Source organism: Ruegeria sp. CI5 (assembly GCF_056536885.1).
Map to the genome: position 1 here is coordinate 518,172 of NZ_JBQFQN010000001.1, position 14,052 is coordinate 532,223.

Annotated in this window: 12 protein-coding genes; 8 read left to right on the top strand and 4 right to left on the bottom strand. The window is 62.7% G+C overall.

The features are described 5' to 3' along the window. Positions 1-33: 33 nt before the first annotated feature. The gene (locus ACR0BA_RS02605; protein WP_480726313.1) at positions 34-1,170 is read left to right on the top strand and encodes a HupE/UreJ family protein; all 1,137 of its coding nucleotides are present in this window, start codon (positions 34-36) and stop codon (positions 1,168-1,170) included. On the opposite strand, the gene ACR0BA_RS02610 is transcribed toward ACR0BA_RS02605, so the two are convergent. Continuing rightward, entirely contained in the window at positions 1,167-1,796 is a 630-nt protein-coding gene (locus ACR0BA_RS02610; RefSeq protein ID WP_170599677.1) for a thiamine phosphate synthase, read from the bottom strand. The two genes, ACR0BA_RS02605 and ACR0BA_RS02610, sit on opposite strands and share 4 nt — an antisense overlap. A 162-nt stretch (positions 1,797-1,958) precedes the next feature. Between ACR0BA_RS02610 and ACR0BA_RS02615 the strand changes: the two genes are divergently transcribed. Genes ACR0BA_RS02615 through ACR0BA_RS02625 form a run of 3 tightly spaced genes read left to right on the top strand, consistent with a single transcriptional unit; the run spans position 1,959 to position 5,382 of the window. Beyond that, the gene (locus tag ACR0BA_RS02615) at positions 1,959-2,702 is read left to right on the top strand and encodes an RNA methyltransferase (protein WP_480726315.1); all 744 of its coding nucleotides are present in this window, start codon (positions 1,959-1,961) and stop codon (positions 2,700-2,702) included. A gap of 60 nt (positions 2,703-2,762) precedes the next feature. Then, the gene (gene ctaA / locus ACR0BA_RS02620) at positions 2,763-3,908 is read left to right on the top strand and encodes a heme A synthase (RefSeq protein ID WP_480726316.1); all 1,146 of its coding nucleotides are present in this window, start codon (positions 2,763-2,765) and stop codon (positions 3,906-3,908) included. 4 nt (positions 3,909-3,912) lie between these two features. Continuing rightward, a complete protein-coding gene (locus tag ACR0BA_RS02625; RefSeq protein ID WP_480726318.1) occupies positions 3,913-5,382 on the top strand; it encodes a carboxypeptidase M32 in 1,470 nt (489 codons plus the stop codon). Between the two features lie 38 nt (positions 5,383-5,420). Here ACR0BA_RS02625 and ACR0BA_RS02630 read toward each other — a convergent pair whose 3' ends face one another. The 3 genes from ACR0BA_RS02630 to gyrA form a co-directional block, all read right to left on the bottom strand. Next, entirely contained in the window at positions 5,421-5,867 is a 447-nt protein-coding gene (locus tag ACR0BA_RS02630; RefSeq protein WP_480726319.1) for a YqfO family protein, read from the bottom strand. Between the two features lie 56 nt (positions 5,868-5,923). After that, complete coding sequence (locus ACR0BA_RS02635; RefSeq protein WP_480726321.1) at positions 5,924-6,649, bottom strand: ArsR/SmtB family transcription factor; 726 nt, start codon at positions 6,647-6,649, stop codon at positions 5,924-5,926. A 138-nt stretch (positions 6,650-6,787) separates the two neighbouring features. Continuing rightward, a complete protein-coding gene (gene gyrA, locus ACR0BA_RS02640) occupies positions 6,788-9,490 on the bottom strand; it encodes a DNA gyrase subunit A (RefSeq protein ID WP_480727447.1) in 2,703 nt (900 codons plus the stop codon). Between the two features lie 224 nt (positions 9,491-9,714). Here gyrA and ACR0BA_RS02645 point away from each other — a divergent pair, with 224 nt between their 5' ends. The 4 genes from ACR0BA_RS02645 (at position 9,715) to pgi (ending at position 14,014) form a co-directional block, all read left to right on the top strand. Continuing rightward, positions 9,715-9,984 carry an usg protein gene (locus ACR0BA_RS02645; protein ID WP_093962206.1) on the top strand — a complete coding sequence of 90 codons (270 nt, stop codon included), beginning with the start codon at positions 9,715-9,717 and terminating at the stop codon, positions 9,982-9,984. A gap of 292 nt (positions 9,985-10,276) precedes the next feature. Continuing rightward, the gene (gene zwf / locus ACR0BA_RS02650) at positions 10,277-11,731 is read left to right on the top strand and encodes a glucose-6-phosphate dehydrogenase (RefSeq protein ID WP_480726322.1); all 1,455 of its coding nucleotides are present in this window, start codon (positions 10,277-10,279) and stop codon (positions 11,729-11,731) included. Further along, positions 11,728-12,399 (top strand): 6-phosphogluconolactonase, encoded by a 672-nt coding sequence (gene pgl / locus ACR0BA_RS02655; RefSeq protein WP_170338936.1) that lies wholly within the window; start codon positions 11,728-11,730, stop codon positions 12,397-12,399. Before zwf ends, pgl begins: the two co-directional genes overlap by 4 nt. Before the next feature lie 4 nt (positions 12,400-12,403). Continuing rightward, positions 12,404-14,014, top strand: a complete 1,611-nt coding sequence (pgi, locus tag ACR0BA_RS02660; RefSeq protein ID WP_480726324.1) for a glucose-6-phosphate isomerase — start codon at positions 12,404-12,406, stop codon at positions 14,012-14,014. Positions 14,015-14,052: the final 38 nt, after the last annotated feature.

A 14,052-nucleotide genomic window follows, 5' to 3' on the forward strand; every position in this document is an offset into this window, starting at 1 on the left:
ACACAGTTTTTTGGTTCTTTTGGATATTTTCGGATGGGTCTCAATATCCGTTTGCTGACCTTCCTGCGGTTTCGCGCCTGGATAATTGCGCCATTGCTGGCATGTATTTTTTTGGCAATGCCTGCATGGGCGCAACAAAGCGGACGGACAATCGTTGACTTTCAGGTCCGGGACGGTCGCCTTCTGGTCGAAATCGCCATGAACGCCGAGGCCGTTCTGGCCGGGGTCGATCCGCAAGAGGTCGCGAAGGGGGGCGACGGCGGGAGCGCGCGATACGCGCAGTTGCGCCGGCTTGTCTCGTCCGAGCTTGAGGAACACGTCCACGATTTTGTAACGGATTGGAAGCAATCCCTGCAGATCGACGTGAACGGGCCGGTTGCGTTGTCCTATGAAGGCGCAAGTATTCCGGTGGTCGGCAACCCTGACGTGCCGCGGATTTCCGGAGTGCTGTTGGCCGGTCCTCTGCCACCCGATGCAAGCAGCCTGCGCCTGACCTGGCCTGAAGGAATCGGCCCCGTGGTCTTGCGCCAGCAAGGGGTCGAGGCGCCTTATACCGGGTTTCTGAGCGGCGGCGAGGTCAGTCCTCGCATTCCCTTGGCAGGCGGGGCCGGGCTGGGGGCGCAGCAAGCGGCCGAGGCTTTTTTCCGGGCCGGGCTGCTGCATGTCGCGGGCGCGGGGGCACAGCTTCTGGCGCTGGCCTCGGTGCTGGTTTTCTTGTCACTGAAGTTGCGCCCGGTCCTTGTTCAACTTGCCGCGCTGGGGCTGGGCGTTCTGGTGACGCTGCCGCTTGGGATGTTCGACGTGTTGAGTGCGAGGCCGTTCCTGCCGTGGCCGGTCGTGCCGGCTGCCATCGCCTTGTTGGCGCTTTGGAACCTCGTCACCGACCGGTTGGGGGTCTGGCGCGTGCTGTTCCTTTTGGCGGCCGGTGCAGTCCTTGGCCTGACACTGTCAGACGCATCGTCGCGCCTTGGTGTGCCGCCGCACCATGTCGCGCCGGCGGTGCTGGGTTTTGCCGCTGGCATCCTGTTGGCGCTGAGCGGAGTCGCGATCCTGATCCTCGCCACCCTGACCGTGCTCTTGCCGGATTCGCCCAGGCTGCGCGGCCGTATTTCCACAGTAGCCTCGCTGTTGTTGGCGGGCTTGGGTCTGTACTGGGCGGTTATGTCCTAACCGCCGGTATTCATCGGCGCGATCAGCGTGTTCAGGGCGCTTAGCGGGTCCTCTGCGGCCCAGATCTCGTCTCCGATACCGAAGAAGTCGGTACATTCAGCCAGTTCGGCAACCAGTTCGGGTGTCAGGCCGCCTTCGGCGACAACCGGAACCTCGATCATCTCGGACCACCATTGGAACAGATCACGCTCGGCGCGGGTCCCTTTGCCCAACGACACGTCCCCCACGGGCCCAAAGGCCACATAGTCGGCCCCGGCTTCGCCCGCGGTCATCCCGTCATGGCGCGAGGTTCCGCAGAAACTGCCGACGATGGCATCCGCCCCCAGCTCTTTGCGCGCGGCCCGGACCGAGCGGGCCGCATCCTCCAGATGCACCCCGTCCAGCCCCAGCCGTTGCGCCAGCAGGACATGGTTCGAGATCACCAGCGCCACGTCGCGCGCATGGGCCACCTCGCGGCAGGCGTCGGCCGCGCGGGCGATGGCGTCCTCGTCGCTGCCGGCCAGCGCCAGCCGGATGCAGGCGATCTCGGTCCCGTCCAGAACGCGGGCCAGCCGGTCGGGAAAGGTGGCCGGGTCGATGGTCGGCGGGGTGATCAGATAGATCTGAGGCTGCTCGGGGGTGTCCATTGGCGGATCCTTCGCGGTTGGTCTTTGGCGCGGTTTAGCCGATTGCGGCGGCGAAGCAAACTTTATTGCCCGCAGACCGGGTGATTTGCAATCGGGCAGGGCGGCCGGGCTTGCCCTGTGCCAGCGGCGGCATTATGGCAGGCGCAACTTTCGGAGATCAGGATGCTCAGCGACAGACCCCAGCCCTCATTCGTGCTTGTCCGCCCGCAGATGGGCGAAAACATCGGCGCCGCGGCGCGGGCGATGTGGAATTTCGGTCTGGACCGGATGCGCATCGTCGCCCCGCGCGACGGCTGGCCCAACCCCAAGGCCGTGGCCATGTCGAGCGGTGCCGGGCGGCTGCTGGACGAGGCGCAGCTGTTCGACGATCTGGGCGGCGCGTTGGGCGACCGCACATATGTGTTCGCCACCACCGCCCGTCAGCGCGGACTGACCAAACCCGTCTACAGCCCCGAACGGGCCATGCAGATCGCGGCCCAGAAGGTGGCGGCGGGCGAAAAGGTGGCCGTGCTGTTCGGGCCCGAGCGGGCCGGGTTGGAGAATGAAGACATCGCCAAGGCCAATGCGATCATCTCGGTGCCGGTGAACCCCGAATACGCCTCGCTGAACCTGGGGCAGTGCGTGTTGCTGACCGCCTATGAGTGGATGCGCCAGACCGGCGACGTGGTGCACGAGGCCACCGATCTGGGCAAAGGCGACTGGGCCACCGGCATCGAGGTCGAGAAACTGGTAGAACACTACGAACAGCGGCTGGAGGAGGCCGGGTTCTTCTACCCGCCGGAAAAGGCCGAAGGGATGAAGGTGAACCTGCGCAACCTGTGGTCGCGCATGCGCATGACGCGGGCCGATGTGCAGATGCTGCACGGGATCATGCGTCAGATGGTCCGCTGGAAGGACAAGGGCTGAGGCTGGACCTTCCCGGGCACTGGCCCTAGCTTGCGGGAAAATCAAGGACATGAGGACGGCATGAGCGGCAAGCGCAGCATCTTCGAAGAAGTCTCGGGTGAACAAAAGCAGGAAACGGTCCAGCCCGGCATGATCGACCGCGGCCGGGGTGGTGCACGCAAGGCCATCCGTATCTGGCTGATGATCTTGTTCGCGCTTGTCGTCGTGATGATCGCGGTGGGTGGGCTGACCCGCCTGACCGACAGCGGCCTGTCGATCACCGAATGGCGACCGGTCACCGGAGCGATCCCGCCGATGTCCGAGGCGGACTGGCAGGCCGAGTTCGACAAGTACAAACAGATCGACCAGTGGCGCATCATGAACCAGTGGATGGAGTTGGATGACTTCAAGACCATCTACTGGTGGGAATGGGGTCATCGGCAGCTGGGCCGTGTGATCGGCCTGGTCTGGGCGCTTGGGTTCTTTGGCTTTCTGGTGTTGCGCAAGATCCCCGCAGGCTGGACCGGGCGCCTTGCGATCCCCGGACTGTTGGGCGGCGTTCAAGGCGCCGTCGGTTGGTGGATGGTGGCCTCGGGCGTGACGCAGGGCGAGGGGATGACCGCAGTTGCCAGTTATCGCCTGGCCACCCATCTTGGCCTTGCGTTCGTGATCCTGGGCTTTCTGGCCTGGTACATCTTCATGCTGGGGCGCGAGGAACGCGACCTGATGCAGGCCCGTCGCGCCAAAGAGGCGCGGCTGTTTTCGCTGTCGACCGGGCTGCTGCACTTTGCCTTTCTGCAGATCCTGATCGGCGCATTGGTGGCGGGCATCGACGCCGGCCGGTCCTATACCGACTGGCCGCTGATCGGCGGGCAACTGCTGCCGCCGGACGCTACCGCGCTTGACCCGATGTGGCGCAACTTTTTCGAAAGTCCGGGGCTGGTGCAGTTCATCCACCGCTGCGTGGGCTATGTGCTGTTCGCCTTCGCGCTCTTCGTCTGGCGGCGCGGCAGCAGCAGCGCCCACCCGCAGACCCGGTTCGCCTTCAACGCCATGTTCGCGGCGCTGTCGCTGCAGGTGGTCGTGGGCATCCTCACCGTGGTCTACGGCGCGCCCTGGCAGATCGCCATTTTCCACCAGTTCATGGCCGTGGTCGTCTGGACCCTTATCCTGCGCGCCCGGTTCCTGACCGCTTATCCCATCGCAACCTCGCTGCGCGGAGCTTGACCCAATGACTGCATTCAATGACCTGATGGCCTTTCAGCGCGAAACCTCGGCACTGGCACAGATCGCCGGGCGCCTGGGCTGGGACCAGGAGACTGTCATGCCGCGCGGGGCCACCAACCAGCGCGCCGAGGAGATGGCCGCAATCGAAGCCGTGTTGCATGCGCGCCGTTCGGATCCGCGCGTGGCCGAGTGGCTGGAAAACGCCCATGCCGACACCGAGGTTGGTCAGGCGCAACTGCGCGAAATCCGCCGCACATACGAGCGCACGGTCAAGGTGCCCGCTGATCTGGCCACGGCCATCGCCCGCGTGACATCGGCCGCGCAGGGCAAGTGGGCACAGGCCCGCGCCGACGAGGATGTTGCCGCGTTTCTTCCGGTTCTGGAGGAAGTCGTGGCGCTGCGGCGCGAGGAAGGGGTGGCTCTGGCGCAAGGCGGCGATGTCTATGACGCGCTGGTCGAGGATTACGAGCCCTACACGACCGCTGCCCAGATCGCCGACATCTTCGACGCCCTGCGCCCGCGTCTGGTTGCGCTGCGCGCCGCGGTTCTTGACCGGCCGTCCCCCGCGGGCGTGACCGGAACGTTCGACGAAGCGGCCCAGATGAAGCTGACGCAAAAGCTGGCGGAGACTTTCGGGTACGACTTGAACCGGGGGCGGGTGGACAAGGCCGTACACCCGTTCTGTTCGGGCAGCGGCGACGACGTGCGCGTCACCACCCGGACCAGCGAAACCGACCCGTTCAACTGTTTCTATTCGACCATCCATGAGGTCGGGCACGCCTGCTATGAGCAGGGCATCGACCCGGCCTACGCGCTGACACCGCTGGGCCAGGGCGTGTCAATGGGCATTCATGAAAGCCAGAGCCGCATCTATGAAAATCAGCTGGGCCGCTCGCGCGCCTTCACGGGCTGGCTGTTCCGGCAGATGATGGACACCTTCGGTGATTTCGGCATAGCAGATGAATATGCCTTCTATGCCGCCGTAAACCGGGTGCACAACGGATACATCCGAACCGAAGCGGACGAGGTTCAGTACAATCTGCACGTAATGCTGCGGTTCGATCTGGAGCGCGCACTTATGTCGGGCGAACTGCAGGTGAAGGACCTCGAGGCCGCGTGGAACGACCGCTTCCATGCCGATTTCGGCTATGCGGTCGACAAGCCTTCGAACGGGTGTCTGCAGGACGTGCATTGGTCGGTCGGTCTGTTTGGCTACTTCCCGACCTATTCGCTGGGCAATGTGTACGCAGGCTGTCTGTATCAGGCTCTCCGAGCGGCAGTTCCAAGCTTGGACGATCAACTGGCGCAGGGCGATACCGCCACTGCAACCGGCTGGCTGCGCGAGCATGTTCAGCAGCATGGCGGTCTGTATGCCCCACGCGACGTCATCCGCCGCGCCAGCGGCATGGAGCCCGGACCCGAGCCGTTGTTGGCTTATCTCGAAGACAAATTCGGCACGCTCTACGGTCTATGACCTGGAAAGATGACCGCTATGGGTATGATAGGGGTCATCTAGCTGCGGTGTGCATCAGGCACCCAGTCTTCCAGAGGCCGGTTCCAGAACCGGTTCGGGTTGTCTTCGTCCTGCCCGCGGATGTGCAGCGTTCGAAAACACGGGTGCAGAAGGATCACCGGTTCTTCATAGGGATGGGCCGCGTAGATTGCGCGCAGCACCTTCGAACGCACGCCGTCCGACACATCCAGAAAGAACGAGACTTCGACGCAGGGAACATCCACCGTGTCGCAGGTGACGGCATTGCGTCCGGTCCCGAGTGACCGAAAGCTCTGCGTTCCGGGCGTCGACCGGAAGGTGACGCGATCATAATCGCCGTAAACAAGGTTGGCTTCGGCCAGAACAGCATCAATCACCGCCTGCGCGCGGTCCTCGGGAACCTGAACGATCACGCGCCAACCTTCGTCTGTCAGATATCGTTCGGTGTCCTGTGGTTTTTGGGTCATTCCAGTCTCCTAACCAAGCAACGTCAGAATGACCGGGTTTGCATCTTGAGTGTGACTTATCGCTTCGCCATCGACCGAACCGACGACCCGAGGCAATCAAGCGCGGAGTCCGACAAGCCGAAATGGCGAGTCAGTGCGATCTTGCCTTCCGGCGTGATGGTCAGGGCGCGACTGGACCTTTGGCGCGTCAGCCATTTGTCTTTCAGAGCTTTTTCCAGAATCGCGATTCCCAAGGAACCTGAGATGTGATTTCGGCGTTCCGTCCAGTCCAGACAGAATTTGGCGACCGGCCGGTGGGCGCTGACCCGCGGTGGGTCCAGGTCGAGATCGGTCAAAAACGCGTGATATCGCGGACCCGGCGCCAGTGCCCCATGTGCCAGTTGCAGAACGCCCGTATCCAGCAGGTTGTCCGTGATCCACACACCGAGACGCCCGGCAAGATGGTTATAGCAGCAACGGGCCAACAGGACGCCCGAGTCCGGTTTCGCGGCCCGCCGGACATGGTCGCTGGGAGTTAGCGTGGACAGCTTTTCCAAAGCCGATGCGACCTGTGCGCTTGCGATCCGGTGAAAGACATGCCTGCCGCTGCGTATCGAAGTGGTCAGGCCGGCCCGCTCCAACTGCTTGAGATGGGCCGTTGCAGTTGGTGGCGTTATGTTGGCTGCGCAGGACAACTCTTTGTTGGTGAACGCCCGCCCGTCCATCAGTTTGCACAGGATGCGTGCGCGGGTTGGGTCGGCGAGGGCGGCGCCGATGATGTCCAGTCTGGGTTCGGGTCTCATTGGATGAGCCTACCGCAAAACCCGGCTTGACCCCAGAAAGAACGCTTCGACATTCGCCGAAACGAAAAGGAGCGGCTGCTGTTGCAGAGCCGCTCCGTCGTCGTTGAAATGAGGGCCGCCGATCAGAGGCGGCCATCCTTACGTTTCGCTATCGTCTTCCTCGTCACCCTGGTCTGCGATCCAAGCGACACTGACGACTTCCTCGCCTTTGCCGGTGTTGAACACCTTGACCCCGCCCGCACTGCGGGACCGGAACGATATACCGTCGACCGGAACCCGGATCGACTGCCCCTTGGACGTGGCCAGCATGATCTGGTCGTCGATTTCGACGGGGAACGAGGCCACCAGCGGGCCGCCCCGCATCGCCTTGTCCATCGCCATCACGCCCATTCCACCGCGGCCGCGCACCGGGTAGTCATGCGACGAGCTGAGCTTGCCCGACCCGCCGGCCGTGATAGTCAGGATAAGGTTTTCCGCCGCAGACATCTCGGCATAGCGCTCCTGAGGCAGGATGCTGTCTGCGTTGCCTTCGTCTTCGTCGGTTTCGGTCTCTTCGGTGACGCCTGCCATCAGGCGGCGCATCTTCAGGTAGGCGGCGCGCTCGTCTGCCGTGGCCTCGAAGTGGCGAATGACGGACATCGAGACGACTCGATCGCCATTCGTCAGTTTGATGCCGCGCACACCGGTCGATTTGCGGCCCTTGAACACGCGCACGGCAGTGGTCGGGAAGCGGATTGCCCGGCCGGAATTGGTGACCAGCATCACGTCGTCATCCTCGGAACAGATGCGCGCGTTGACCAGTTCCACACCCTCGGGCAGATCCATCGCGATCTTGCCGTTGCGCTTGACGTTGGTGAAATCGCTCAGCGCGTTTCGGCGCACGTCACCGGCACTGGTGGCGAAGACGATCTGCAGGTTTTCCCATTCTTCATCCGGCACATCGACCGGCATGATCGCCGCAATCGAAACACCCGTGGGAATCGGCAGGATGTTGACGATGGCCTTGCCCTTGCCGGTGCGCCCAGATTGAGGCAAGCGCCATGTCTTGAGCTTGTAGACCATCCCATCGGTGGTGAAGAACAGCAGTTGCGTATGCGTGTTCGCCACGAACAGATTGGTTACGACGTCCTCTTCCTTGGTCTGCATCCCCGACAGACCCTTGCCGCCGCGCTTCTGCGCGCGGAAGTCGGCCAGCGGCGTACGCTTGATGTAGCCGCCCGAGGTCACGGTGACGACCATGTCCTCGCGTTCGATCAGGTCCTCGTCTTCCATATCGCCGGACCAGTCGACGATTTCAGTGCGGCGCGGCACTGCGAACTGCTCTCGAACCTCGCGCAGCTCGTCGGCGATGATGCTCATGATGCGCTCGCGCGAGGACAGTATGTCCAGGTATTCCTTGATCTTGGCGGCCAGGCCTTCCAGCTCGTCCGTGACCTCTTTGACACCAATCTGGGTCAGGCGTTGCAGGCGCAGATCAAGGATCGCGCGGGCCTGAACCTCGGTCAGGTTGTAGGTGCCGTCGTCGTTCATCTTTGACAGCGGATCGTCGATCAGCCGCAGATAGCTCTCGATCTCGGCTGCGGGCCAGCGGCGGGTCATCAGCTTATCGCGCGCCTCTGCCGCGTCGGCCGAGGACCGGATCGTGGCAACGACCTCGTCCACGTTCGAGACCGCTACGGCCAGACCGCACAGGATATGGCTGCGTTCCCGTGCCTTGCGCAGGTCGTATGCAGTGCGGCGGGCAACGACATCTTCGCGGAAGTCGATGAAGCTGGTCAGGAACCGGCGCAGGGTCAGCTGCTCGGGGCGACCGCCATTCAGCGCCAGCATGTTGCAGCCGAATGAGGTCTGCATCGGCGTGAACCGGTAAAGTTGGTTCAGCACCACCTCGGGCGTTGCGTCGCGCTTCAGCTCGACCACCACCCGCACGCCGTTGCGGTCAGATTCGTCCTGAACGTGGCTGACGCCTTCGATGCGCTTTTCACGCACGGCTTCGGCGATCTTCTCGATCATCGAGGCCTTGTTCACCTGATAGGGGATCTCGTCCACGATGATGGCATAGCGGTCCTTGCGCAACTCCTCGACGCGGGTTTTGGCGCGGATGATGACGCTGCCACGGCCCTCCAGATAGGCCTTGCGCGCACCGGACCGGCCCAGCATCACGCCGCCGGTGGGGAAATCGGGGCCGGGGATGTACTCGATCAGCTGTTCGCTGGTCAGGTCCGGATCGTCGATCAGCGCCAGCGTCGCGTCGACCACTTCGCCCAGGTTGTGCGGCGGGATGTTGGTGGCCATACCCACCGCGATGCCGCCGGCGCCGTTGACCAGCATGTTCGGGAACCGCGCGGGGAGGACGGTGGGTTCCTTGTCCTTGCCGTCGTAGTTGTCCTGGAAATCTACCGTCTCTTTCTCGATATCCGCCAGCAGAGCGGCGGCGGGCTTGTCCATGCGGACCTCGGTGTAGCGCATGGCCGCCGGGTTGTCGCCGTCCATCGAGCCGAAGTTGCCCTGACCATCCAGCAGCGGCAGCGACATCGAGAAATCCTGGGCCATCCGCACCAGCGCGTCATAGATCGCGCTGTCACCGTGCGGATGGTATTTACCCATCACATCGCCCACGGGACGGGCCGATTTGCGGTAAGCTTTGTCGTGGGTGTTCCCGGTCTCGTGCATCGCATAGAGGATGCGCCGATGCACCGGTTTCAAGCCGTCGCGCAGATCGGGGATCGCACGGGACACGATGACCGACATCGCATAGTCCAGATAGGACGTCCGCATCTCGGATTCGATGGATACCGTCGGGCCGTCGTAAACCGGGCGCTCGGGCGGGGTTTCATCCATGTTTTCGGGGATTTCTGGCGTATCGCTCACGTAAACTGCCCGTTTTTTGTGCTGGGTCTATATCTTGTGGATGCATCTTATCAGACCCGGCACATAGGGTGCAAGCAAGCAACCCGGAAGTGGCCTGAAACCGCGGTGTTTTTCGGGTAACACATTGTTTTAATACGGATTGAAAAGGAATCATGTTACCCTGAAGGGACCTTTGAGGAAATCTGGAGGTCTGAATGGAGAAAAACGAAACCGAATTGATGCTGAAGGGGTATGGCCTGACAACGGCTGAAATCTTCTATCGCATGCCGGATTACATCCATGTTCTGAACACGTTCATCTGGCAGGATTACGACTTGGCGCCGGATCATCCCAAGCTGTTCAATTTCATCGAGTTCTGGCAGCGCGAAATCGAGGGTCCGCTGCATTCGGTGCGCTTTACCCACCGCAAGATGATCGCACCCGGAGAATGGCGGAACGTCGTCGGAGAATACCGGCTGAACTAGCGTTTCGGCTAGGTTCCGCTCAAGGCCAATGCGCCTTGATCCGGCCGATGGATCATCGAATGAATGCCGACCTGCGTTTCGGCGCAGGTTACTCACTCTCACAATTTCTGAACACAACCAGATCTTGGCAATCCGTTGACGGCGGACGCGTTGAGCGGTTGAATATTCTTGTGTGTTTCGGTGGCGGTCCGGTGCGGCGCACACGATTGGTACAGATTGGAAACCAGAGAAAGTCCAGGATATGATTGCGCTAACATTGGACATGCCGGCGATGGCGCGATAAGGACGGCTCATGGTTTCTCGCGTTATACCCGTCGACCCATTTGATCTGGTCATTTTTGGTGGCACCGGGGATCTGGCGCAGCGCAAGATTTTGCCTGCCTTGTTTCGTCGTTATTGCGCGGGACAGTGGAATGACGATGTTTGGATAATCGCCGCAGCAAGGTCCGCACATGATCAGGCGGGCTATCGTGCGATCGTCGCCGAGTCGCTGGCCCAGCACGCACCTCGTCAAGCGGGAGATCCCGGCAACCTTGATGGGTTCCTGAACCGGCTGCAGTATCTGCGGTTGGATGCCAGCTCTGATGATGGGTGGGAAAACCTTTCAGGTCTGTTGACGGATTCGCGGATCCGCGCCTTCTATTTCTCGGTCGGACCCGGATTGTTCGCCCCGTTGGCGGAAAAAATCCGCCAACACGGTCTGGCAAACGAGCAGACGAGGATCGTCGTCGAAAAGCCGTTCGGTCACGACCTGGACAGCGCGCGGGCGTTGAATGCCACGCTGGCCTCATATTTCAGCGAAAACCAAATCTACCGGATCGATCATTATCTGGGCAAGGAAACCGTCCAGAACCTGATGGCAGTCCGGTTCGGCAACATGCTGTTCGAGCCGCTGTGGAACAGTCAGTATGTCGACCATATCCAGATCACCGTCGCCGAGACCGTCGGCGTGGATGGTCGCGAAGAGTATTACGAGCGCGCTGGGGCAATGCGCGACATGGTGCAAAACCACCTGATGCAGCTTCTGTGCCTGATCGCGATGGAGCCGCCTGCCAAGTTCGATTCGGACGCCGTGCGCGATGAAAAGCTCAAGGTAATCCGCGCGCTGGACCCGGTGCAGCCGCACCACATCGTGCGTGGGCAGTATTCGGGTGGTCCCGACGGGCCGGGCTACCGCGAAGCGGTGGGCAATCCGCGCTCGACCACCGAAAGTTATGTGGCGCTGCGGGCGCATGTCAGCAATTGGCGGTGGGCGGGGACTCCGTTTTACTTGCGCACCGGCAAGCGGCTGGTGGCGCGGTCCTCGGTGATCAACGTCATCTTCAAGGATGCGCCGCATTCGATCTTCGGGGCCGAGGCCGGGCGGCATGCCAACACGCTGTCGATCCGGCTGCAGCCGAACGAAGGCATCACGCTGAAAGTCACGATCAAAGAGCCGGGGCAGGGCGGAATGCGTTTGATCGACGTCCCGTTGGATATGAGTTTTGCCGAAGCGCTCGGGCCCGAAAACCAGGAAGCGCCGGATGCTTATGAGCGTTTGGTGATGGACGTGATCCGGGGCAATCAAACCCTGTTCATGCGCGGAGACGAGGTCGAGGCCGCTTGGGCCTGGACCGACCCGATCATTGCGGGGTGGCAGGCACGCGGCGACGTGCCAAAACCCTATGACAGCGGCAGTACCGGTCCCGGCGACGCCGAACTGCTGATGAAACGCGACGGTCGCCATTGGCAAGGGATCAAGCCATGAAGATTCAGGAATATGCCGACAGGGACATGCTGGCCATTGATGTTGCCAACGTTCTGGCCGGAGAGTTGGAGGCCGCACTGCTGCACAACGATGTCGTGGCTTTTGCAGTTCCCGGCGGCACCACGCCCGGACCGATCTTCGACAGCCTGTGCGCCGCGGATCTTGAGTGGGAGCGTGTCCGTGTGCTGCCCACCGACGAACGCTGCGTCCCGGCAGACAGTGACCGGTCGAACGAACGCTTGATCCGCGACCGTCTTCTGACCAACCGGGCGGCGGCGGCGGACTATGTCCCGCTCTATATTCCCGGCAAGGCGCCCGAAGAGGTTCTGCCCCAAATCGAAGCTCTGATCGAGCCGCTGCGCCCGTTGGCGGTGCTGGTTCTTGGAATGGGCGACGACATGCATACGGCCTCGTTGTTTCCGGGGATGGAGGGGCTGGCGCAGGCATTGGCAAGCAACGCACCGGCATTGGCCGTTGCTCGGCCCCAGACACAGCCCGAGACGCGCATCACTCTGACGGGTCCGGTTCTGGATGGGGCCCTGTCCAAACACCTGGTCATCTATGGTGAAAAAAAGCGCGCAGCGCTTGAGCGTGCCATGAGCCTGCCGCCCGAGGAGGCGCCAATTGCGGCAGTCTTGGATGGAATGACGGTACACTGGGCGAATTGATCTCATGCAACTGGACACTCTCAGAACCCTTGCCGCGCAGGCGGCGGATACCCGCATCCTCGACCTGTTCGCGCAGGATCCCGACCGGGCGCAGAGATTCTCGGCCTCGACCGGGGATTTGCTGTTCGACTATTCGAAGACCCTGATCGACACGGACATCCGCGCGGCGCTGATCGACCTGTGCGATCAGGCCGGTCTAGCCGAGCGGCGCGACGCGATGTTCCGGGGCGACAAGATCAACGAGACCGAAGGCCGCGCTGTGCTGCATACGGCGCTACGCAATCTGGATGGCGGCCCAATCGAGGTTGATGGCCAGGACGTCATGCCCGAGGTGTTGGACACCCTGCAGCGCATGCGCGTGTTCGCCGAAGAGGTCCGGGGCGGAACGGCCCAGGGGGCCGGGGGCAGCTTTACCGACGTCGTGAATATCGGCATCGGCGGTTCGGACCTTGGGCCGGTGATGGCGACGCTGGCGCTGGCGCCCTATCACGACGGGCCGCGCCTGCACTATGTCTCGAACGTGGATGGCGCGCATATCGCCGACACGCTGCGCGAACTGGACCCGACGCGAACGCTGGTGATCGTGGCGTCCAAGACCTTTACCACCATCGAAACCATGACCAACGCGCGGACGGCGCGGGCCTGGATGCTGGACGGCGGCGGCGACCCGGGGCGGCAGTTCGCGGCCGTGTCCAGCGCCGTGGACAAGACGGCAGACTTCGGCATCCCGTCGGACCGCGTGTTCGGCTTTGCCGATTGGGTCGGCGGGCGCTATTCGGTCTGGGGTCCGGTCGGGCTGCCGGTGATGATCGCGGTGGGCTCGAACGCCTTCGACGCGTTCCTGCGCGGCGGGCAGGCGATGGACGTGCATTTCCGCGCCGCGGACTGGGCCGAGAACATGCCGGTGATGCTGGCTCTGGTGGGCATCTGGCACCGTCAGGTGCTGGGTCATGCCAGCCGCGCGGTGCTGCCCTATGATCAACGGTTGCTGCGGTTGCCGGCCTATTTCCAACAGCTCGAGATGGAATCGAACGGGAAATCGGTGGCCATGGACGGCTCGGCGCTGAGCGTGCCTTCGGGACCGGTGGTCTGGGGCGAGCCCGGCACCAACGGGCAGCACGCGTTTTACCAACTGATCCATCAGGGCACCGACGTGATCCCCTGCGAATTCATGGTGGCCGCCGAAGGCCACGAGCCTGAACTGGCCCATCATCACCGTCTGCTGCTGGCCAACTGCCTGGCTCAGTCCGAGGCGTTGATGCGTGGCCGGTCGCTTGAGGAAGCGCGAGCGCGCATGGCCGAGATGGGCCTGCATGGCGACGAGTTGGAGCGTCAGGCCCGGCATCGCGTGTTCCCGGGCAACCGGCCCTCGACCACGCTGATCTATCCGCAGCTGACGCCCTTCGTTCTGGGCCAGATCATTGCGCTGTATGAACACCGGGTGTTCGTCGAAGGCGTGCTGTTGGGCATCAACTCGTTCGACCAGTGGGGGGTGGAACTGGGCAAGGAGTTAGCCACCTCGCTGGGGCCGATCGTCGATGGCGATGCGGGCACCGAGGGCAAGGACGGCTCGACCGCCGCACTTGTGGCTTATGCGCTGAGGCACCGGGGCTGAAGCCCTGCAAATCTGACGGCCTGCCGCCACGGCAGGCC

Bases quoted from the DNA above. Each gene is read 5' to 3' on its own strand.
- ACR0BA_RS02605 (WP_480726313.1), top strand. From the start codon at position 34: ATGGGTCTCAATATCCGTTTGCTGACCTTCCTGCGGTTTCGCGCCTGG.
- ACR0BA_RS02610 (WP_170599677.1), bottom strand. From the start codon at position 1,796: ATGGACACCCCCGAGCAGCCTCAGATCTATCTGATCACCCCGCCGACC.
- ACR0BA_RS02615 (WP_480726315.1), top strand. From the start codon at position 1,959: ATGCTCAGCGACAGACCCCAGCCCTCATTCGTGCTTGTCCGCCCGCAG.
- ctaA (WP_480726316.1), top strand. From the start codon at position 2,763: ATGAGCGGCAAGCGCAGCATCTTCGAAGAAGTCTCGGGTGAACAAAAG.
- ACR0BA_RS02625 (WP_480726318.1), top strand. From the start codon at position 3,913: ATGACTGCATTCAATGACCTGATGGCCTTTCAGCGCGAAACCTCGGCA.
- ACR0BA_RS02630 (WP_480726319.1), bottom strand. From the start codon at position 5,867: ATGACCCAAAAACCACAGGACACCGAACGATATCTGACAGACGAAGGT.
- ACR0BA_RS02635 (WP_480726321.1), bottom strand. From the start codon at position 6,649: ATGAGACCCGAACCCAGACTGGACATCATCGGCGCCGCCCTCGCCGAC.
- gyrA (WP_480727447.1), bottom strand. From the start codon at position 9,490: ATGGATGAAACCCCGCCCGAGCGCCCGGTTTACGACGGCCCGACGGTA.
- ACR0BA_RS02645 (WP_093962206.1), top strand. From the start codon at position 9,715: ATGGAGAAAAACGAAACCGAATTGATGCTGAAGGGGTATGGCCTGACA.
- zwf (WP_480726322.1), top strand. From the start codon at position 10,277: ATGGTTTCTCGCGTTATACCCGTCGACCCATTTGATCTGGTCATTTTT.
- pgl (WP_170338936.1), top strand. From the start codon at position 11,728: ATGAAGATTCAGGAATATGCCGACAGGGACATGCTGGCCATTGATGTT.
- pgi (WP_480726324.1), top strand. From the start codon at position 12,404: ATGCAACTGGACACTCTCAGAACCCTTGCCGCGCAGGCGGCGGATACC.